This window comes from Archangium sp. Cb G35, assembly GCF_001896145.1.
Classification (GTDB): domain Bacteria; phylum Myxococcota; class Myxococcia; order Myxococcales; family Myxococcaceae; genus Archangium; species Archangium violaceum.
In genome coordinates this window covers 294,950-316,770 of the sequence record NZ_MPOI01000009.1, presented here as the reverse complement: position 1 = coordinate 316,770, position 21,821 = coordinate 294,950, and the positions used below count along the sequence as shown (strand labels likewise).

Below are 21,821 nucleotides of genomic sequence, written 5' to 3'. Positions count from 1 at the left end.
GTTCAGCGCCGCCGGCTCACCAGCACTCCGGAGATGACGAGCAGCGCGCCCAATGCCTGCATCCACGTGGGCCGCTCGCCTCGCACCAGCCATGCGGTGAGCGCCGCCACCACCGGCGTCCCGCTGTTGTAGATGGCCGTCCGGCTGCTCCCCACCGCCTGCACGCTGCGGCTCCACACCACGTACGCCAGCACCAGCGGGATGAGCGCCGAGTACACCACGCCGAACCACGCCCCCGCGCTGATGGTCTCCACCTTCAGCGCCATCACCGACGGCAACCCCATCAGCACCACTCCGGGCGCTCCGGTGATCATCGAGAGCGCGGTGATGCGCAGCGCCGACACCTCGGGGCCAATCGAGCGGATGCCCACCGTGTAGAAAGCCCAGCACAGCGAGGCTCCCAGAATCAGGAAGTCTCCCTGGCGCGTGGACGCGTCCAGCTCGGGCCCTCGGGCGCTGACGATGAGCAACATGCCCGGCACCGCGAGCAGCAGCCCCATCGCCAGCGGCCGGCGGAGGCGGTCCACTCCCAGCGCCGCGCCCAGCAGCGCCGTCACCACCGGCGTGCCCGAGGCGAGCATCCCGCTGTTCGCCGCCGTGGTATGCGCCAGGCCCATCACGAAACAGAACTGGTAGAGCGTGTTGCCCACCAGCCCGAGCACCACGAGCTTGATCATCGTGGCCCGGGGCAGGGGCTTCCAGCCCTCGCGCGTGTGCAACACCACCGCCATGGCCACCGCCGCCAGCCCGAAGCGCAACGCCATGAAGGCCATCGGCGGGAGGGTGCTCAGCGACTCCTTCACCACCGTGTAGTTGGTGCCCCAAATGATGACGACCAGGACGAGGGCGAGATCCGAAAGGGAGAACGCGCGAGGGGCGGCCGGGGAGGGCACGGCGGTGCTGGTGGTGCTCAAGGCAAGGGCGGCATACCGCCAGCGACGCGTGCTGGCAATGCTCCTACGCTCCCGGGCTCAGTGGCCTCGCCGTAACAACACGGCGCGTCCGTCCACGTTGAGCACCTGTGCTCCTCCCGCCAGCTCCGCCAGCGGCTCGTTCCAGTGGCTGTGGCCGCAGATGACGAGCAGCTCCTCCCGCCCCTCCAGCTCCGCGCGGATGGCCGGACTACCCCTCCGTTCGCTCGCCGGCTCGTCCGGACCCTGGTGCAGCACCAATACCTCGGGGCCCGGGCGGAGCACCTCCCTCAGCGCCTCGAGGTAGTCCTCCTCCTCGCGCCGCCAGAGCTTCCCCGCCTGGCCGATGATGCCGCTCAGCCCTCCCACCCGGAGCCCATCCAGCGCTCGCACCTCGCCATCCAGCAGGTGCAGGCCCGGACGCTGTTGCAGGCGCTCCCGTTCTCGCGGCGTCCCGAAGGTGTCGTGGTTGCCCGCTACACCCGCCACCCAGCGGAACCGTTCGGCGAAGGCGCTCCAGACGCTCCGCACGTCCCCCGATGCCCCTCGCACCGCCGCCGAGGCGTCCGAGTACAGGTCTCCCGCGAGCAGGATGCCCATGTGGTTGGGATGGGGCAGCTCTCCCAGCTCCGCGAGGATCGCCAGCTCCTCGGCCAGCACCTCGCCCAGCAGCGTGGCCGCGCCCTCGTACTCGGCGCTGGTGGCCACTCCCTGGAGATCCGAGGTGACGACGAGGGCCTCCAGGTCTGGAGGGAGGGTGTCCACTGCCGCGGAGAGCAGGGGGAGATGCTGGAGCTCGCTCCCTCCGCGCGGGGAGGCGGACAGGTACGTCCACTCGTGAAGGGGGGTTGTCTCGATGGAAAGGATTCGCATGGCGTCCTCCGTCGAACGAGCACCCCCCTGCCTGACCGGCGCCGAACGCTCCCCGGGACGCACCGTGTCTCCGTGCTTGTCCTACCCTCGGGCCCGTGGCGTATATGCCCCCCATGGAACTGCATTACTCCGAAGAGGTCCGGCGCGCGAAGGAGCAGGGCGTGCCGCTGGTGGCGTTGGAGACGAGTGTGGTGGCGCAAGGGCTGCCGTACCCGGACAACCTCGGGGCCGCGCGCGCCTGCGAGGAGGCCGTGCGCCGCGCCGGTGCCGTGCCCGCTCCCATCGCCGTGGTGGACGGACAGGTGTTCATCGGGCTCGAGGAGCCCCAGATGCGCCGGCTCGCCGAGGGCAAGGAGCGGCTGTTGAAGCTGGCCTCCAGGGATCTGCCCGTGGCCATCGCCCAGGGCGCCACCGGAGGCACCACCGTGAGTGCCACCTGCGAGCTGGCCGCCGCCGCGGGCATCCGCGTCTTCTCCACCGGTGGCATCGGCGGCGTTCACCGCGGTGTCGCCGAGCACATGGACATCTCCCAGGACCTCTGGGCCCTGGGGCGCTTCCCGGTGGCCGTGGTGTGCGCCGGCGCCAAGTCCGTGTTGGACCTCCCCAAGACCCTGGAGGCACTGGAGACCGCCGCAGTGCCCGTCATCGGCGTTGGCACCGATGAGCTGCCGTCCTTCTACAGCAGCTCGTCCGGGCTGAAGCTGGAGCACCGGGTGGACGACGCCACGGCGGGCGCGCGCATCCTCCGGGCCCGCTTCGACACGCTGGGGCAGGGGGGCATCCTCTTCACGGTGCCTCCTCCCGAGGAGACCTCGCTGCCTCGCGCCGATGTGGAGCTGCACATCGCCTCCGCGATGGCCGAGGCTGATCGGCAGGGCATCCGTGGCAAGGCCGTGACGCCCTTCCTGCTCTCCGAGATGGCCCGCCGCACCAGTGGGAAGACGCTGCGCGCCAACCTCGCGCTGCTCACCAACAATGCCCGTTTCGCCGGGCAGCTCGCCGTGGCCTACTCCCAGGGCACTCGGGGCTGAGCTCGTGCCCCTTCGAGCGGGTGGCACAGCTCCCAGTGTCATCCGTTCGCACGTGGCACACGGCGCCGTGCCATTTCGTGCCGTTCCGCCCGCCTCGCGTGCTCCGGCGCGCGCGGTTCGTGGGGCCTCACTGCAATGCGCACGGTGTCACTGCACCCCCGGCCACGGCACGGGGGTTGCTCTTGCCTCGGAGCACGGTGGCTGGCCGGTGGCCACCGCGAATCCATCCGAGGAGAGTCACACCATGAAGCGCTCGTCACGACTGCTGGGAACCCTTGCTCCGCTGATGCTGGCCGCCGGCTGCGGCCCCGAAACCATCGCGGAATCCGGGCCCGGCGCCATGGGCGTCACCCAGCGCGCCCTCGTGCTCGACAGCCAGAAGTTCAAGGTCAACACCAGCATCGCCTCCGCCGAGCGCTGCCGCGTGCCGCAGAGCCTCCAGGCGGATTTCCCTTCCGACCGGCAGCTCCTCATCCGCCGCGGCGCCGTCCTGAAGGGCCTGTGCACCGTCGAGACCACCGCGAGCGCCTCGGGTGACTTCGAGATGAGCCAGGAGGGCTACGACAAACGGGTGAAGAGCTCCGGCGATGCCGACACGGAGAGCACCGCCACCGTCCAGGTGTCCAATCAGTACGCCTCGGGCATGGCCCCCGCGATTGCCGAGCCCGCCAGCTCGCTCGACGATGCCAACACGAACTCGCTCGGCAAGGTGAAGGAGTACACCGTGCGTCCGGCGGGCGCCGTGGTGGCCTACACCGTGCCGCACCCGTTCGAGAAGGGCACCTTCGAGCAGGGCGCGCTCATCCACTCCGCCGATCCGCAGCGCAACGCCATCTGGGCCGCCTCCATCAACAACAACCAGCGCGGCACCCTCGGCCAATTCCACATCACCTCCACGGAGATCAGCGGCGCGAGCTTCCCCGGGCTGGGCTCGTTCCTCACGAACCGGATTCCCTACGCCGTCTCCTTCCACGGCGAGACGAGCTGCACCACCAGCGAGGTCAAGGTCGGTGGACGCATCGAGCTGCCCTTCCGCCAGGGCGTGGCGGAGATCATCCGCGAGGCGCTCAATGACTCCAGCCTGCGCGTGCACTGGAACTCCGGTGTCTGCTTCGAGGGCAGTGACCAGGACAACTTCGTCAACGCCATGAGCGTCGACCTCCGCGGCGTGCAGCTGGAGCAGGACAGCAACAGCATCCTCTCCGACACCTCGCGGCGCGAGAAGGTCGCCAACGCCGTGAAGTCCGTCTTCGACTGCCTCATCGACGATGCCGACAACACGCCCACCACCACCAGCGCCACCACCTGGTCGGCGGACTCGGGCGGCACCGGTTACGCCTCCGTTGGTGCCTGCAAGCGATACATCGCGGAGATCGAGCTGCCCAACGTGGCCGGCGGCCACACGCTCTCCGCCGGTGCCTCCACCTGCGTGGATGGACACTCGGCCCATGTCGACTACTACCGCTGGAAGGTGGGCTCGGGCGGCGTGGGCTACTGGGTGCGCATCGGTGGCGGCAACCTCACCTACGCGGGCAGCGGCGCGGCGTGCGCCCCGGTCTTCTCGGCCGAGCCCGGCTACACCTACGTCCACCCCGGCGCGCAGGGCAGTGGCTCGAGCGGCACCACCCGGTTGCGCGCCGTGATCCGCGCCTCCGACGCGAGTGGCGCCTCCGTGCCCGCCTTCTTCACCGTGCAGTGAGAATGGAATTCAAGGGGGGCCAAGGAGCCGCGGGCGGAGTGAGGGAGTCCACGGATGGACCCCGGTGAGGGGATGCGGCTAGCGTCCCGGGGTCCGCTCCATCCTGGGAGCGGACCACACCAACGAGGGGGAAATACCATGGGTCTTCTGAGCATGTTCCGCAGCGACAAGCCGGCCAAGAAGGCGTCGGATGACGTGTTGCTGCTCCACACGATGCTCCTGATGGCCGGCGCGGACGGGTACCTGGACCAGGCCGAGGTGGAGACGGTCGAGGCCTACTTCACCCAGCTGCCGGAGTTCGAGGGCAAGGCGTTCCAGGACATCTACGGCGAGGCCAAGAAGCTGGTGGCGCGCTTCCCGAACCTGCGCGAGTCGGTGAAGGCGCTCAGCGGCCTGTCGAACGAGAAGGTGCGCAAGAAGGCATTCGTGCTCGCGGCGGACCTGGCGATGGCGTCGGGTGACGTGGACGAGAACGAGGACGAGCTGCTCACCGCCATGCAGCGCATCCTGGAGATCGACGACGGCACCGCGCAGAAGGTGCTCGAGGTGCTCTCCATGAAGTACGCGCGTTAGACAGGAGACACGCCATGGCGACCGTGAATCCGGGCTTCTTTCAATCGACACTCGACCGCCGGCTGCGCACCGAGTTGATGGCCGACAAGGACGTCAAGTGGGCGCTGCAGCGCGTGGACAAGGTGACCACGGGGCTCGGCTTCACGGCGCGGAGGCGGCTGCTGTCCAACGCGCTGAGGCTGACGCGCTCCATGGCACCGGGGGTCGCCAATGCGCTGGCGGCCTGCAAGGAGGTGCTCGGCTACGACAAGCCGGTGGAGGTGTTCGTCAAGCCGGACCCGATGATCAACGCGGCGGCGGTATACAACCCGCCGGGAAATCCCATCATCGTGTTGTCCTCGCGGCTCATCGAGGTGTTCACCGAGGCGGAGCTGCGCTTCGTGATGGGACACGAGCTGGGCCACCTGACGTTCGAGCACTTCGCCATTCCCATGCCGGCCACGGCGATCGTCGAGGACGCGGCGGGAGTGATCGTCCCGCGCCACACGGCCCTCAAGCTGTACATGTGGTGCCGGGCGGCCGAGGTCAGCGCGGATCGCGCGGGCCTGCTGTGCGGAAAGGATCCCGAGGCCGCCGCGAGTGGCTTCTTCAAACTGGCCAGCGGACTGTCCTCGGGCTTCGTGAAGCCGGACCTGGAGGCGTACGCGCGCCAGGTGGACTCACTCGTCTCGGCGCCCTCGGCCCGGGCGAAGCCGCGCGAGGACGATGACTCGCTGGACTGCTTCAGCACGCACCCGTTCAGCCCGCTGCGCGTGCGGGCCGTGGTGGCCTTCTCGAAGTCGAGGAAGTACCGCGAGCTGACGGGGCTCGCCGCGAGCGGCGAGGGCCTGTCGGACGAGGAGATGGACTCCATCATCGAGCGGGACTTCCGGGAGATGGACCCGTCCTACCTGGAGGAGAAGTCGCCGCACGCCGAGCTGCTGCGGCGGGCGCTCTTCCTGGGCGGGCTGCTGGTGGCGCACGCGCACGAGGGTGTGTCCGAGCGGGAGTTGCAGGCGCTGTCCGCGCTGCTCGGCTCGGAGAACGTGGGGGCGATGCCCTCCGTGGACGCCGCCCGGCGCGAGCTGAAGGACGTGGTGGCGCGGGTGCGGCAGGACGCGCCCACCCTGGAGCGGGCCCGGTTGCTGCAGCACCTCACGCTGGTGGCGGCCGCGGACGGCAACGTGGCGGAGGAAGAGTTCACGGAGCTGCAGGCGATAGCCGAGGCCCTCTCCGTTCCGCTGTCGCTCGTCGACGAGACGCTGCGCGGGGCGGCCTACCCGCTGGATTGAAGTCACTCACTGGAGCCGTCCTCGCCTGGAGCACTCGGGAGGACGGCTCGTGAGGTGGTGGTTGCAGGGTTAGCATTGCCCTTGCACTTTCCGTACGGCCTCCTCCTGCCGCTGTATGCGATGGGGGCCGATCTTCCCGGCATGGTGAGCTGCTCCCGAGCACGCTGACGCGTCAATGACACGTCAATGACGTGCCAGCCGGAGCGCGCTGTCGGGAGTTCCCGAGGATTCCCAGGCATTTCCGAATGGCATGGGCCGTGCTGTCTGGCGGCATGTCTCAGCCACCGCGCTGACTCGGAGAGGGAAGGCCCCATGCAGAAGCCGGGCGGGTCCTTGGTCGCTCTCCGAGCTCCATGAGGGTTTGACCTTGTCCGCACACTCCGTCGTTGTTCCCGAAAGGCCCATGAAGCAGGCGGCCGGAGCTTCGCAGTCCCTTCATCCAGAGAGATGGCGCCTGACGCGAGCCGAAGGCGGGTTGTGCCTGGAGGGGAAGCCGCTCTCGAGCCTCGTGGAGCGCTGGGGGAGCCCTCTCTTCGTCGTCCACGCCGACCGGCTCGCCGAGAACGTCCGGCGCTTCCAGCAGGTGCCGCCGGGCCAGCAGCGGGGGGCCGAGGTCTTCTATTCCTACAAGACCAATCCGATCCCGGCCGTGCTCCAGAGGCTGTCGCAGCTCGGCGTCGGAGCCGAGGTGGTCTCTCCGTACGAACTGTGGCTCGCCATGCGGCTAGGGGTCGCGCCCGGAAGGATCATCTACAATGGCCCGGGCAAGACGCCGAGCGTCGCGCGCTCTCTCGTCGAGAGCGATCTCTTTCTCACCAACCTGAATCATCGCGAGGAGATCGCGCTCGTCGCACAGGCCGCCGCGGAGCTCGGCAAGCGGCCCACCGTGGGCCTGCGCGTGGCCACCTCCGATAGCTGGTCGGGCAAGTTTGGCATCCCAATCGCCGGAGGGCAGGCGCTGGCGGCCTACGAGGAGGCGCTGTCGCATTCCTCCCTCCGGGTCGTCGGGTTGCACGCGCACCGGGGTGTGGCCATCGAGGATGCCGATACCCTGGAGCGCTTCGTTCGAGAGGTGCTGGAGTTCTGCGACACGCTCCACGCCCGGCTCGGGCTCGACGTGGAATTGCTCGACCTCGGCGGGAGCCTGGCGGTCCCCACGGTCCTGCCGCTCAACGACTCGCCGCTCCCGCTCGACGAGCGGGTCAGCCGCAGGCTCTCGATCGACGGCTACCTCGCGCTGCTCGTCGAGCGGGTCGAGGACCACTTCCGTCGCGCCGGCCGTCCGGCACCTCGCATCCTGCTGGAGCCCGGACGTGCGATGACCGGGAACACCCAGATGCTGCTGTGCCGGGTGAGCAGCCTCAACGAGGCCGGCGAAGGGCCCGCGCACGCGATCCTGGACGCTGGCGAGAACATCGCTCACATCCTGCACCGCGAGTATCACGAGCTCTTCCACGCCGAGCGGTGGGGCGAATCCTCGACTGAGACGTACACCCTCGACGGCCCCACCTGCAGCCCGATGGACCGCCTGCGGACCACGATCGATCTCCCCCGGCTCAGGCTCGGAGACACGCTCGCGATCATGGACGCGGGTGCCTATCTGGTCTCCTTCTCGAACTCCTTCTGCTTCCCGCAGCCGGGCATCGTGGTCCTGGACCAGGGCCGCGAGACGCTCGTCCGTCGGGCGGAGACCTACGAGGACATGATCGCCAGGGATCTCCACGCGAGCGAGGCCTCCCGATGAGGGCGCATGCGAGGTTCGCATATCCGCCGTGGGATGAGCCGTCCGGCGTGGTGCGCGGTGATGCCGTCGAGATCTCGCTCGGGCGCATCGAGGTGACGTATCCCGCGCCCGGGCAGCCGCCGCGGATCGCCGTCGCCGGGCAGCCGCTGTCGATCGAGAACGCGCTGCCGGCCATGGATACGGCGGTGTTCGCGCTGGCCGCGGGCTCGGACAGCATCCTGATCTCGGATCGCGATGAGAGGCTGGCGATGCTCGTCCCTCGTGACGGCTCGTCACTGCGGGAGGCGCAGGCTCCGCTCTATGTCACGGGTCCGGATCCCAGGCACGAGGGCCAGTTCCGCGTGACGGTCCATGGCGCGCCGGTTCCGCCGGGCGTGATGTATGTCGCGCAAGCCTTCGGGCACACGACGGGCTGGGTCCCGGCCGTGCACGGAGCCCTCGCCAGACTCCCGGACCCGGTGCCGTTCACCGCGGCGATCCGGCGGCAGGAGGACGCGGCAACCGCTCGCCGGAAGGCCGGGAACCCGGCGGGGTTCCACGTGGTTCCGCTCCACTACAGCGACTCGGAGTCGGCGACGATCACGCCTGCGGATGTCACCAACATCTCGCGCCCGGCGCTGCTGAACCGCGAGGCGGCCCTCCTGTGGATCGCGGACAACCGCGAGCTCGCCCGGGTCAGCGCGGGCGCGGCCGCCATCGTGAACGACTGCCGGCCGGAGACCTGGATCCTGCACCAGCTCGCCGAGCATGCGCGGCGGAAGGAAGTCCCGCTGCATGCCGTGCGCTATGCGTTCGAGGAGTTCGAGTGGCTCAGGCGGCTGTCGCGCCAGGCCGGGTCGACGACGGTGGCACCGGGGCTGGCCGAACTCCTGGCCGCGTCCGCGCCAGCGATCCACACGCGGCGCGAGCTCGAGGACGCGCTGAGCGCATCGGGGATCGATCCGCGGCACAACCCCTCGGTCGACTTCGAGGCCGCGAGCCGGGAGCTCATGGCGGGTGTGCCGGAGAGCGGCACGATCTGGTATCAGGCCGTCAACTGGCGTGACTGGCAGTCGTTGGAAGCGGGCAAGCGGCCCTACGTGGTCATCCCGCCGCTCGGCCAGCCCAGCGCGCTCTCTCCGGAAGAGGCCGCGGAGCGGGCCGGAGCCCTCCTGGCCCGGCACTCGCCGGAGCTCCAGCACCTCTTCACCCCGCGGGATCCGCGAGGCGTCGTGCTCGTGTCGCAGGGCAACGGCTACTCCGCCTATAGCCGCCGGCACTGGAGCTCGATGCTGGCGTTGGCGGCACGGATGGAGGAGACGCACTTCCTGTTCGCGGGTGGGAGCGCGGAGGATCGGGCGTGGCTGTCGCTCGAGCTCGAGCGCTCGCGGCTCACGAACGTGACGTTGCTCGGATGGATTAACGAGGACTGGAGCACGTTCCTCCGGGCCCTCAGTGCCAAACCACGGGCGACCTTCGTCTGCCGCCCGGGCCTGAGCAGCATCGGCGCCGCGCTCGTGAACGGCATTCCTCCGCTCCTCATGCCGCCCGATCCGTTGGAGGGGCCGGATGGAGCCGTGGACGCGATCGCCGCGGAGGTGGCCATGGAGCGCGCGGTCTACGCGTTCCAGCTCGATCGGCTGTATGCCACCGAGTGCGCCACGCACCGGGATTCGCCGCTGCCGATCCTCGTCGACACACTCGGCGGAGATCAGGAGCGGGCGCTGGCCACGCTGCGCCGTGCGGTGGATCCAGCCGTCCAGTTGCTCCAGCGGGAGGCGATCAACGGGTATTGCGACTGGTCGCGCGTCGCACATCTCATCGCGAGCGTGCTCGCGCGTGAGGCGGTCTCCGGTGCGCTGCCGATCCAGATCAAGCGCCAGGTACGTGACCAGGAACTCTCGGTCCAGCGCGAGCCGTCCGGCGCGCTCCCACCTCCCATGCGGCTGGTTCCGCTCGATCGCTGAGGAAGATCATGCCCCAACATTTCGTGGTGCCTCGAGACTTCTACGAGCTGCGGCTATGGCAGATCTGGTCAGGAGTCCTGAACCGGGACGACTTCGGGGTGAAGGATGACTTCTTCGCCGCCGGGGGTGACCGTGGCACGGCGGAGGCCGTCCGCGCCGCGATCGTGGCGCAGCTCGACAGCCCACTCTCGATGGAGACGTTCCTCGAGGAGCCGACGATCGAGCGGATCGGCTGTCACCTGCGCGCACACTCGAGGAAGCTCAACGCGCAGCCCGTCGTCCCGCTCCAGCCGCACGGCTCGAAGCGCCCCTTCTTCTTCCTGCCGAGCGGGGAGGGGAACGTCTTCAACTTCCATGCACTCGCGCGCCGGATGGCGCCGGATCAGCCCTTCTATGGCCTCCAGACCCGAGGCCTCCATGGAGATCACCCGCCGTTCGAGCGCGTCGAGGACATGGCGGCCGATCACATCGAGTCCATGCGCGCCGTGCAGCCGCACGGGCCGTATCTCCTCGGGGCTCACTGCATTGGCGCCATGGTCGCACTGGAGATGGCGCTGCAACTGCAGCGCAGCGGAGAGCGCGTGGCCTTGATTGCCGCCATCGATGGTCTGGCGCCCGCTCCCTTCTATCTCGATGAAGTCATCACCTTCGTGGACGACCCCGCCGACTACTTCGTCTTCCTCTCGAAGGGGTTCAAGTACTGGTTCGGCGAGGACGTGCCGCTGGAGCGCGAGGAGCTGAGAGGCCTCGAGCCGGCCCGGCAAGCCGCGCGCTTCATGGAAGTCTCCAGGAAGCACGGCATCTACACGCCGGACGCGCCCGATGATCGCGCGAACCGGATCCTGGCCCTCGGCCGTCACATCTGCCGCAATACCTACGTGCCCGGAGATCGCTTCACGGGCACGCTCGCCTTCTTTCGCGGCAGTGACTCCTTGTTGTGCGTCACGCCCACGGGAGGCTGGGAAGAAGTCTCGGCGCAGCCGCCTCTCACCCGGGAGCTCCCGGGCAACCACGTCACACTCGTCACCGAGCCTTACGTGGATCGCCTGGCCCGCGAGCTCCGGGCCGCGATCGCAGAGGCGCAGGTGTGAGCCCCCAACCGAAACACGTGAGAACGATGATGCCCCAGCGTTTTATCCCCCCTCGAGACGCCTACGAGCTGCGCCTGTCGCGAATCTGGGCGGACATCCTGCACAGAGACTCCCTCGGAATCGGGATGAAGAATGACTTCTTCGAGCTCGGCGGCGACCGCGGCACGGCGGAGGCCGTCCGCGCCGCGACCGTGGCTCGGTTCGACGCCCCGCTCTCGATGGAGACGTTCCTCGAGGAGCCGACGATCGAGCGCATCGGCTGTCACCTGCGCGCACGCTCGAGGAGGCTCAACGAGGACCCCATCGTCCCGCTCCAGCCGCACGGCTCGAAGCGCCCCTTCTTCTTCCTGCCGGGAGGCGAGGGGAACGTGCTCAACTCCTATGCGCTGGCGCGCTGGATGGCGCCGGATCAGCCCGTCTACGGCCTTCAGACGCGAGGGCTTCATGGCACTCGCCCCCCGTTCGAGCGCGTCGAGGACATGGCGGCCGACCACATCGAGTCCATGCGGGCCGTGCAGCCGCGCGGCCCCTACCTCCTGGGGGGCCACTGCTCTGGCGGCGTGGTCGCGCTGGAGATGGCCCTGCAACTGCAGCGCCGCGGGGAACGGGTGGCCGTGCTCGCCGTGTGCGACGCCTGGTCGCCCGCCAACGTCCTCCTCCGCCTGCCGAACGAGACCTTCCTGGACGACCTCGTCGAGTTCTACTCCATCATCGGGGCTGGCTTCCGGTACTGGTTCGATGTGGACATCGGGCTGAAGAGCGACGACATGCGCGCCCTCGATCCACGACAGCGAATCGCGCACTTCATGGACCTCGCCAGGAAGCACGGTGTCTATGCGCCGGACGAGCCAGACGAGCGTATCGAGCGCATCCTGGCGCTCTTTCGCAGCGTCAGCTATTCCGGCTACGAGCCGGCGGAGCGCTTCCATGGCCCGATCACCTTCCTGCGCGCGCTCGACAGCAAGTTCTGCGAGACGCTCACCGAGGGTTGGGAGGACCTCTCGCTGCAACCGCTGCGCCTGCGCATGGTTCCGGGCAACCATGTCTCGTTGCTGACCGAGCCGCACGTGAAGGTGGTGGCGAACGAGATCCGCATCGCCATCGCCGAGGCACAGGTGTCATGAGCGGGGGGTCCACCCCCGGGTGAACTGCCCCTTTCCGTTGATATGGCACTGACGCGTCAGGGGCAGCTTCGGACCCGAGAGTTGCTCAAGAGAGGCTCTCCTGGAGCGGCGCTCCAAACCACCATTGCAACCACGCATAGATGCGCTGCCTCCATTTGGAGCCTTCATGAAGCTCTTTCACCCACTCGTACACCTTGGGCGTCTGGTCCCATTGCTCGCGCCACTCCGCCGCGGTTCGTAGTCGAGGCTCTCTCAACCACTCCGCGATCTGCCATGCGGTGGCGTCATGGGCCAGCACTGCGGACGCGGGTCCTGCTCGTGTGGGCTTGCCAACCCTCGCTGCCCCCAGCACCAGGAACGTTGCCTTCTCCTCTCGATGCTCCTGAGCGCCTTCCAAGAGCAGCCGGCATTCACTCCAGGCTCGCTCGCCCAGGAACCCCAGAACGACCCACGCCATGGCGGCGAGAGTCTCTTGCGGGTGTGTGGCCACGGACAAGATCGGCGCCATGTCCACGGACTCTCCGACCCCTGGATGACGGAGAATGTGTTTCACCAGGCCGAGCATCACGCGGATGCGAAACTTCAGCGCATTGGGGTTTATCGCCGAGGGTTCCATTGATGCAGGCCGCGTCAGGACTCTCGAGCTGGGAGTACTGCCCAGGCGCTTCAGCAGGTCAGTCAAGACGCTTGGCAGTTCTGGGAGACGCAGCGGGACCAGCAGATCGAGGAGCTGCGTATGGACATCAACGTCCACGTTCGCATCAAGCCCCTTGCGTACAAATTCGATCAAGCCAACGAGGATCCGATCGGGCAACACCTCATAGGATTGCAAGGCCTTCGCGGCGGCTCTAGCGACATGGTGATCGACGTTCTCGTCCGACCAACCGTATTCGCGATTGCGCGAGTCCCCGAGCAGGGAGTACAGCACATCAAGTCCCTCTGCCCAGACCCCCTCCCGGATGGCATCGACGCACGCCTCCTTCACAGGCGCACTGCCGTCCTGAGTCAGCGCGAGAATGGCCTGCCGCTCTTGCGCATCCGCCTGGGCGGCGAGTCCTTGAATCGCGAGGACTCGGCATTTGTAATGCTCATCCTCGAGGGAGCGCCTCAACAAGGCTCGGGCACTTGGATCACTGCGGCAACGCAGCGCCCTGATGGCTGCCTCTCTGTGCTCCTCATTCTTGGACTGAAGCGCGGCCAGGATGGCGGCCCCAACCTCCTCACCAAGTGCCGCCAGCACCACCAGAGCGGAACGTCCAAGCCGGGAGTCAGCCTCGTGGCTCCACGCCCTCATGGCCTGGCGGTCCATGGTGCCAAGAACCTTCAGTGTCTCAGCCGCTGGTTCTCCCGTCTCCTCCACTTCCTTGCACGCCGCGAACGCCAGCGGAGCCGGGCAGGGGATGGTCTCATGGAGGAGTGTGCGGAAGTTCTGGCCCAGCTCGGGAAATTTCTTGTGTCCCAGTTCTTGGCATTGGCTCTGAAACAAGATTTCGGCACGCCGCGAGTTCGTGCCTTGAGCGCTCTTGGTGGCCATCTGTTCACGGAAGCCCTCGGACGTGGACATCCATCTGAGGGCGTCCAGGCATTTTTCGAGGTGTCTCGCCGGACCTGTCCAAAGCAGAGCGAGGAGCTCTGGGCGAAGTTCGACAGCATGCGTTCTTTCGAAGAAGCTCCAGAGCACATGGGGCGTATCGGCAAGACAGACTTCGAACAAGGCGCGAAGCTCTTCCAATGTCACAGGCTGCACGCGCTTGCGCGAGATCTTCTTCCACTGCTCGCTCTTATCTTCCATTCGCTCGAGGTTCAGGAAGATGGGGTGCTGAGGCATCTGTTCCACGAGCGCATGTACCCATCCATAGAGGAGCTTCTTTCGGCGGGGATGTTGGAGCAACCAGCCGTAACCCTGCTGGTGCCTCCGTTCGCTCACGGCGGCATCGAGCGCTTCGGTGATTCCGTATTGCTCTCGGCTGGCCTCCGTCACGATATCGGCATCCAGGGGGCTCAACATCTCCTGCCGTGCTCTCCGCAGTACCGCGGATTGCGCTTGGTCCTTCAGGTCCTGCTCATCCGAAGCCCGTAGGAGGGCTTCCAGGAGCTGTTCGTGGTCAAGGGCTTGTGCCATCAGCGCGCCATGGACCGCCTCGCCCAAGCCGAAGTCAGGTGATCGAAGTCCTGTGTTCACCGCCTCCAGAAAATCACTGCTCAGATCCCAGCCAATCCCCCAAAGCCATGAGGCCAGAGCTCCAGAGCAGCTGTGCCCGTCGGAAGGGAGCCGCCACCGGATGTAGCGCCTCGCGATTTCACGAGCGTCTGACGAGGCCGTGACTCGTGATTGCTGTTCCTCCGTCCATTCAGGCGGATGAAAGCTACCGAGCCGATACCATCTCGTTGGTGACCTATCGCGCGATCTGGTGATTCCGGCCACGAGGAGGGACACAGGTTCATCTTCAGTGAGTAGCGCCTGAGTCACGTCGAACAGCTCCGCGAAGTCCTTCTCTGCGGCCGTCAGGAGCTGCATCCGGAAGTGGTCGCGGATCGCGGACCAACAGGGAGCGGGAACCGTCCTTTTGGGATCAGGCACCACGCTGGCCAGAGTGAAGGCATCCTTCGAGTGCCCCGCGCTTGCGAGCCCTGTCAGCAACGCTTCCAGGACGTCCTGGGCCTGTTCCTTCTCCGCATGCACCAATCTCGCGAGTCCCTCTTGGGTCGTGGGGTGGACGCGATAGTGCTCCTCGTCTTGGAGCATCCAGCTGCCTGCGCTCATCCATTGGACGAGCTTGTTTAGGAGGATCGGATTGGACCGCGGGAGCTGCTTCCGGAGCATGTGCGACCAGTCATCCAGCTCCTCCTGGCTGAAGCTCAGGGACAGGGCCAGGAGGCCCCATAGCCCGATCGCCGCAGGGACCGCGTCCCAGTCGAGGGCTTTCAACTCGTTCAAGAAGTGATCCGCCAGTTGGTCGACGGCGGAGTTCTTCAGCATCTCCTCGAGCCGGAACTCCTCGACGGTCTTGGCCTCCTCCACGCGTTTGGCGAACCGATGAATGGACAGAGGCGCTCTCAGCTCTCCGAGGATGCGCTCCTCGTACGCGGAGACCAGCTCTCGTTGCCAGGGACTGGCTTTGACCAGCTTGTTGTAGAGGATCTGCCGCCGGGCCGGCTGAGCATAATCATCGTACGCCAGTGTTACGGCGTGACGTTGGAACCACTTGTCCGCCATCTCCTTCTCCCCGAGTTGGTGGAGCAAGGAGTCTCGCGTCGTGATGACAATCTTCTTGTCTGTCGAGGCGAGTTCCAGAAGCTGGGGGAGTTTGCCATACCAGTGGCGCGCCTCAGGTCTCTTCTCGAAATAGCCGAACGGGTCCACCACCTCGAAGAAGATGCGCCCATCTCGCAGCAGCCCTTCCTCGAGCTGTTCAGGAGTTTGTGGCCGGATGACCTCGAATGGGTCTTCCTCCGTCTGATGCTCATGCTTCAGGGCGTGGGCAACCAGGGTCTTTCCCACCCCTGGCTGGCCTCGGAGGACAAGTACATGCTTGTGAGCGAGACGAGCCTTGATCTCGGCATAGCTGGCAGGCGGGACGAATGCCTGGAGTTCGGGGCTTCGAAACAACCTGCCGCCAAACTGCGCAACGTCTCGTTGTAGCTCCTCGCGAGTCAAGCTCCGGGGAAGCCGGTTCATGAGCCGGTCTCGCACACGCTTTCGAAGGAGGGTCGCGCACTCATCGACCTTGGTGGATGGGACGAAGAGGGCTTGAGACAGCAGTTTGCGAATCCGTCCGGAGACAATCTCGTCCACGAACTTCTCGAGGATCTCGATCTTTCCGCCGAGGAGTCCTCGGTCGATGCCGGAGGGGACGAGCAACGCCTGTGGCAAGGATGCCTCAGGTGCCTGGGCTCGCAATGTCGGCACGCACAATGGCCGCAACTCACTGTTGACCATCGCATCCGTAATCAGAAGGTAGCGATCCTCCCGGTGCGTGCTGAGCTGCTCCCAGAGGGACCACCGCTGTCCCCCCGAGAGCATTCGATCCCTGAGTATCGCCCCAAAGCTAGCGGCAGACCAGGCTTTGGTGGAACGACGCTTGATTTGGATGAAGATCCTCGGTGGCGCTGTCTCTATCGGTAATTGCCGCGCGGTGACCGGATGGAGGATGAGCTCGAGATCTTCTTCGGAGTCAGGCTCGATTTCGACGCACTCCGTCATCTCCCGAAGGGCGCCGAAGAAGGCCTCAAGGACCACCCACACGCTCACATCGAGCTGGTACTCGAACCCCTGATAGCTCCGAGTGGCTCCAGTCTCCGCTGCTGGAGCCTCCGGCGTGTCTACCCGTCCCGTGCTGTCATCCGAGGAGGTCATGGCTGGAAAGTCATTCTGGATACCTGGTTGAGCATGCTCGTAGGCCTCTCACGGATCCACGAGGGAGGCGTCGAGGAGGTTCGCATTCACCGAGCAGGCGGCCTTCACGGCCCCGTCATTCGCGGAGAGGACCACGTCCAGGATCTCTAGCCGGTAGTTGCGGTCCGCCAGGAGCATGTCCGTGACGAAGTCGTTCGGGAGCTCGGGGAAGTGGAGGGAGTTGGGCGACGCGTGGAGTTCGATCCACGTGTCCCAGATTTCCTTTGGGAACGGATCGCTCAGGTGGTCGTTCCGGCGGAAGTACTCCTCGAGCCTGGCCAGCTTGACGAGGTAGTCGTCGAAGAACTCCGCCTCGGTGAGGACGCGGCCCCTGCCGTAGCGCTCCCACGCTCGATCGAAGTTCGCCAGGACCTTGGCTTCGTCGTAGTCGCGCACGTACTCGTAATACGGGCGCGCGAACTTCAATTCGTCGGGGAGGGCGTCGAGGTTGTCGAGCGAAGCTTGTCCGCCGCTGAGCTGCGCCAGGACCTGGTCGACGGTCGCCTGGAGCCCTCGCCACACCATGAGCTCTCCCGTGTCCGCCTCGAAGAGGCCGGCGGTGCTGCTGGAGAGCCACGCGTTCAAGCTATAGGCACCGATATAGCTCTGGTAGATGCGGTACCCCTGGCCGCGAGGGAGCTGCTCGACGGTGAAGACGTGGTCCTCCGTGCCCGTGTGGCGCACGTGGTAGATGACCGTCTCCGCTCGACGCGCGTGGCTCTGGAAGAACCCATGGAGCTCGTCGCCTCGGAAGACACGGTATCCGGCCTGGGAGCCGTCGATGCCGTTGTCGTGTTTGTACTCGGAGTACTGGAGCTCGAGGCCCTCGAACACCTCGGTGACCCACGCACGGGTCAACCCGCAGGCGAACGCCTCGCCATCTTCCCTGGAGCCGAGCATGGCCGAGACGAATTCCTCGGAGCTTTGAGCCGCCTGCGCGGCCTGCCTTTTGTGATCCGCCCGGCTGGAGAGCTCGCGGTCATGGACGGAGAGTTCCCGGATGCGCTCGTAACAGGTGGGGGTCTCACTGGGCGGCGTGGCCGGGTCCGGCGGGGTATTGCACGCGACAAGGCTGAAACAGAGCGGCATGGCCGCGATCGTGAGGACGGTCAGCGCTCGTCCCGGCTCCCACTTCTCGTACAGCTCCCGCGTGCTCATCAGGGACTTCCTCCCACTCTCGCCGCGGGAATCCTGCGGGCTGACGACTCCATCTCGCAAGCCAGGGTGGGGCCCACCTCAACTTCGCCAGCGCTTCATTCCACTCATCGTGCTAGTCTCGCTTTCCAGGAGGAAAGTGGAATGAGCGTTTTTCGCGTTGTCTCGCGAGCCTGCGTGACCGCCATGCTGCTGGTGCTCGGCGCGTGCACGGAAGATCCCCCGAAGGGGCCGGACGCCTCGGACGGTGGGAGTGACGGCGGAACTTCTCCCTCCGCCGCGTGCCAGGTGCTTGAGACGCTGCAGACACGATGCAGCGGATGTCACGGAGCCACACCGACCGGAGGGGCTCCCATGGCGCTCACTTCGCTCGATGACTTGCGCCGGCCCTCTTCGAAGGATGCCTCGCAGACGACGGCTCAGCGCAGTCTGGCGCGAATGCAGGACACCGCGTTGCCGATGCCTCCCGCGCCCGCGCCCGTCGCCACTGGAGACGAAGTGGCCAGCCTGTCCGCCTGGATCGGGGCGGGAATGCCCGCCTGTTCCGAATCCGATGGCGGAACCAGCGGCCCCGTGAGCTCCCCGAACCTGATTCCCCAGGAGGAGCTCTTCGCCTGCCAGGGGGCCTCCTCCGACGCGACCACACGCCTTCGCCGCATCAGCCGCTGGCAGTGGACCCGCAACGTCGGTGGCTCCGTGACGCGCGGGTGGACTGGCTTCAGCTTCTACGACAACCCGCTCGATCCGAATCCGCGCTCTCCCTACGGCACCTACGCCGCCGACGACACGGTCGACGAATCCATGGTGGAGATCATCCTCCCCATCGTGGACGAGTACGGCGCGACCTGGGCCGGGCCGTACACCGGCTCGAACAGGCTCGATCTGCTCCGCGAGGATCGGTCGTTGCGGTGCATGTGGGAGCAGGCGCGGCCGACTTCCGCGTGCATCCGCAACTACCTCGCCACGCTGCTCGAGCGGGGCGTGCTGTACCGGCCGGCTCGCGCGGATGAGCTGGATCGCCTGGCCGCCTTCACCGAGTCGGTGCTTGCGCAGGAAGTCAGCGATGGAGGCCAGGGTCCACGCACCCACAGCCTCTCGCGTGTCGTCACCGCGGCGTCGTTGTCGGCCGGCGCGTTGTTCCGCGAGGAGATGGGCAAGCCGCTCGACAACGGCCGGGTCGAGCTCGGTGAATGGGAGCTCGCGCAGCAGCTCGCCTATGCGCTGGGCGATCGGGGCCCGGGCGCGGTTCCCACCTGGAGGTGGCCCTACACGTCAGCCCCCTCCATCGGTCACTACGGGGACATCGCGAACGCGGCGCGAGATGGAGGGATTCGCTCGCCGGAGGTGGTGGGCTCGCTGATCGAGCAGCACGTCGGCGGTGTGGATGCCACGCGCTTCGATCTGGTCCAGGACTTCGGTGACGAGGATCGTCCCCGCCGGGGCGAGTACTGGCTCTCGGATGGCGTGGCGAACTTCTTCCGCCAGTGGCTCGGCTACACGGAGGTGGAGGCCATCTTCAAGGAGCGTCCGGAGGCGACCAGTGCCTACGATGATGGGGAGCTGAGCGGCTACCGCGCGCAGGCATCGGCCTGGGAGAATCTGCTCACCGGTTACTACGGCTACGAGTCGACGCTGATCCAGCAGATGGACGACTTCGTCGCGCGTGCGGTGGTGGGTGATACCGAGGTTCTCAAGACGCTGCTGACGTCCCGGCGGTTCTTCCTCGCCGCGACGCAGGACTCGGGCTTCGACGGCAACGCCACGCGGTACACGGGCCAGCCCTACGGGACCACCGCGGAGATCGCCGCGACCCACGAGGCGCGCTGGCGGATGCTGCCGGACAAGGAGCGCGCGGGTGTGCTGACCCATCCGGCGTGGTTGGCCTCGCATGGCGGAAACTTCGAGGACGATCCCTCGGCGGTGCACCGGGGCAAGTGGGTGCGGGAGAACCTGCTCTGCGGCTATGTGCCACCGCTCAGCGAGGTGCGTGTGATGGCGCAGGTGGGGCCTCACGCGCCCAACAAGAACGCACGCGCGCGGCTCGAGGAGGCGACCGGCAAGAACGAATGCCAGGGCTGTCACTCGCTGATGAACCCGCTCGGCTACACCTTCGAGATCTACAACCATGCCGGCTATCTGCGGACGAGGGACCACTCCCCCGAAGGGGGATGGATGGCGCCCACCGGGCAGGTGTCGTTGATCAATCTGCCGGACCCGGCCTTGAACGGACCGGTGCGGGATGCGGTGGAGCTCAGTGAGAAGCTCGCCGCCTCGGGCTACGTGAAGCGCTGCTTCATCCGGCACGCCTTCCGCTACTTCATGGGCCGCGACGAGAACCGGAGCGACGCCTGCACGCTGGCGCGGATGGAACAGGCCTATGACCAGAAGAATGGCTCGTTCAAGGCCCTGCTGTCGGCCCTGATGACCAGCGACACCTGGACGACGCGCCGCCAGCCGGCGCAGGGAGAGTGACCATGCTGACCCGACGCGCGTTGCTCAAGTCCGCCGTGGCGGCCGGATTGTTCGCACCGTTCTACCGCGAGGTGCTCGCCCAGACGGTGAAACCCATGCGGCTGGTGCTGGTGCTGGAGTGCAATGGCATCTATCCCCAGACGTTCCTGTCCAGCGGGACCCGCACGGCCCTCGGTCCGAGGATCGGCACGAGGCACAACTTCCTCGACGTGTATCCGGAGACGGCGCTGCTCCGCACGGGTGATGACCTCTCCAGCGCACTGTGCCTGGGGCCGCTCGCCGGAGGCAGTGGCGTACAGTCCCTCGTGAACCGGTCGGCGGTGCTGCTCGGTTTGTCGTCGACGATCGCCGGAGGAGGGCACTCGTCGGGGTCGGGGGCGCTGAGCTGCGCGGTGCATGGCTCGGCCGCCACCCTGGATGCGGTGCTGGCGCCGAGGCTCAAGCGCACCGCGCCCTTCGACGCCATCCGGCTCGGCACCAGCTCCGCGCGCACCCCGATCGTCTACGAGACGTGTGCGTATGGTCCGCGCAAGCCCGCAGGCATCCTGGTGAACCCGATGCTCGCGTACGACACGATCTTCGGTTCGCTCTCGTCTGGCGCGGCGGTGGGACAGGAGCGCCGGATGCTCTTCGATTTCGCACGCGGGGACACGAAGGCCGCGTTGGCGACCTTCAAGGGCAACTCCAACGAGCGCGCGAAGCTGGAGCGGTATCTGGCCTCGCTCGAGACGCTGCGGGCGAGGGAGACGCAGTTGCAGGGAATGGCGGATCAGGTGAGGCCACTGCTGCCCCCCCATCCGTCCGTGAACCCGCTGCTCCAGGGAGGCACTACGCCGCCCGACTCACTCAAGTGGCTGGAGGCGCAATTCCAGATCGCCACCACCGCGCTGCTGGGCGGATTGACGAACCTGGTGGTGCTGGCGGCGGGGACGTCGGGATTCGACGTGGCCTACGATTCGAGCATCGCGAACGTCGGGCGGCATGATCTCCAGCACGGCATCGACACCGCGGCCAACTGGACCGGCATCGCGGCGGTGACCCGGCAACACGTGGCACTGGTGGCGAAGCTCGCGCGGGCGCTGGCGGCGACGCCGGAGATCAGCGCGTCCGGCTCGATGCTGGACCATACGGCGATTGTCTTCATGTCAGACAATGGAGAGCAGCACCACTCGGAGGCACGGGAGTGGCCCAAGCTCGTCATTGGTGGCAATGCGCTGGGGCTGAAGACGGATGGACGGACCGTGGTGTATCCGGCCGAGGGCAAGGCACGGAACCGTCAGGTGTCGAACCTGTTCAACACCCTGGGCCACGCGGCGGGCGATCCCGACTTCAACACCTTCGGGTCGGAGGGACCGACAAGGATTGCTCCGGGCCCCTTGTCGGAGCTGTTCGGCTGAAAGTCTGTACAGAGGGGTCTGCCTTCAGCTCACGAGCAGGAGGCGCCCCTCCGGGCACGGTTCCGCCAGACTTGTCCAACAGTTGGACAAGTTCGTGAAGAGCGCGGCCGGGAGGCGGGCAGAACCCGAGGGCATGAC

14 protein-coding genes are annotated in these 21,821 nt (G+C 66.9%); 10 read left to right on the top strand and 4 right to left on the bottom strand.

Annotation, left to right across the window (positions count from 1 at the left end; translation table 11 throughout):
• Positions 1–2: 2 nt before the first annotated feature.
• Together BO221_RS27520 and BO221_RS27515 are read right to left on the bottom strand one after the other, a co-directional pair.
• Positions 3–914 (bottom strand): DMT family transporter, encoded by a 912-nt coding sequence (locus tag BO221_RS27520; RefSeq protein ID WP_073563496.1) that lies wholly within the window; start codon positions 912–914, stop codon positions 3–5.
• A 57-nt stretch (positions 915–971) separates the two neighbouring features.
• Positions 972–1,784 carry a metallophosphoesterase gene (locus BO221_RS27515; protein ID WP_073563495.1) on the bottom strand — a complete coding sequence of 271 codons (813 nt, stop codon included), beginning with the start codon at positions 1,782–1,784 and terminating at the stop codon, positions 972–974.
• Positions 1,785–1,897: 113 nt separating this feature from the next.
• Between BO221_RS27515 and BO221_RS27510 the strand changes: the two genes are divergently transcribed.
• The 8 genes from BO221_RS27510 to BO221_RS27475 all read left to right on the top strand — a co-directional run bounded on the left by BO221_RS27510 (position 1,898) and on the right by BO221_RS27475 (position 12,263).
• Complete coding sequence (locus BO221_RS27510) at positions 1,898–2,815, top strand: pseudouridine-5'-phosphate glycosidase (protein ID WP_073563729.1); 918 nt, start codon at positions 1,898–1,900, stop codon at positions 2,813–2,815.
• A gap of 244 nt (positions 2,816–3,059) precedes the next feature.
• Positions 3,060–4,514, top strand: a complete 1,455-nt coding sequence (locus BO221_RS27505; RefSeq protein WP_073563494.1) for a hypothetical protein — start codon at positions 3,060–3,062, stop codon at positions 4,512–4,514.
• Positions 4,515–4,652: 138 nt separating this feature from the next.
• Positions 4,653–5,087, top strand: coding sequence for a tellurite resistance TerB family protein (locus BO221_RS27500; RefSeq protein WP_073563493.1), 435 nt, complete (start codon positions 4,653–4,655; stop codon positions 5,085–5,087).
• A 14-nt stretch (positions 5,088–5,101) separates the two neighbouring features.
• Positions 5,102–6,358, top strand: coding sequence for a M48 family metallopeptidase (locus BO221_RS27495; protein ID WP_073563492.1), 1,257 nt, complete (start codon positions 5,102–5,104; stop codon positions 6,356–6,358).
• 403 nt (positions 6,359–6,761) lie between these two features.
• Positions 6,762–8,102, top strand: a complete 1,341-nt coding sequence (locus tag BO221_RS27490; protein ID WP_073563491.1) for an alanine racemase — start codon at positions 6,762–6,764, stop codon at positions 8,100–8,102.
• Positions 8,099–10,048, top strand: a complete 1,950-nt coding sequence (locus tag BO221_RS27485) for a hypothetical protein (protein ID WP_073563490.1) — start codon at positions 8,099–8,101, stop codon at positions 10,046–10,048. Before BO221_RS27490 ends, BO221_RS27485 begins: the two co-directional genes overlap by 4 nt.
• A gap of 8 nt (positions 10,049–10,056) precedes the next feature.
• Entirely contained in the window at positions 10,057–11,139 is a 1,083-nt protein-coding gene (locus BO221_RS27480) for a non-ribosomal peptide synthetase (protein WP_073563489.1), read from the top strand.
• A gap of 26 nt (positions 11,140–11,165) precedes the next feature.
• Positions 11,166–12,263: an alpha/beta fold hydrolase gene (locus tag BO221_RS27475; protein WP_369865686.1), complete on the top strand. Its 1,098-nt coding sequence runs from the start codon at positions 11,166–11,168 to the stop codon at positions 12,261–12,263.
• 85 nt (positions 12,264–12,348) lie between these two features.
• Here the strand turns inward: BO221_RS27475 and BO221_RS27470 are convergent, their stop codons facing one another.
• Entirely contained in the window at positions 12,349–16,620 is a 4,272-nt protein-coding gene (locus tag BO221_RS27470) for a HEAT repeat domain-containing protein (RefSeq protein WP_073563488.1), read from the bottom strand.
• A gap of 48 nt (positions 16,621–16,668) precedes the next feature.
• A complete protein-coding gene (locus tag BO221_RS27465) occupies positions 16,669–17,817 on the bottom strand; it encodes a hypothetical protein (protein ID WP_073563487.1) in 1,149 nt (382 codons plus the stop codon).
• Between the two features lie 351 nt (positions 17,818–18,168).
• Between BO221_RS27465 and BO221_RS27460 the strand changes: the two genes are divergently transcribed.
• Together BO221_RS27460 and BO221_RS27455 are read left to right on the top strand one after the other, a co-directional pair.
• Positions 18,169–20,286 (top strand): DUF1588 domain-containing protein, encoded by a 2,118-nt coding sequence (locus BO221_RS27460; protein ID WP_233166287.1) that lies wholly within the window; start codon positions 18,169–18,171, stop codon positions 20,284–20,286.
• Positions 20,287–20,288: 2 nt separating this feature from the next.
• Positions 20,289–21,683 (top strand): DUF1552 domain-containing protein, encoded by a 1,395-nt coding sequence (locus BO221_RS27455; protein ID WP_073563485.1) that lies wholly within the window; start codon positions 20,289–20,291, stop codon positions 21,681–21,683.
• Positions 21,684–21,821 lie beyond the last annotated feature (138 nt).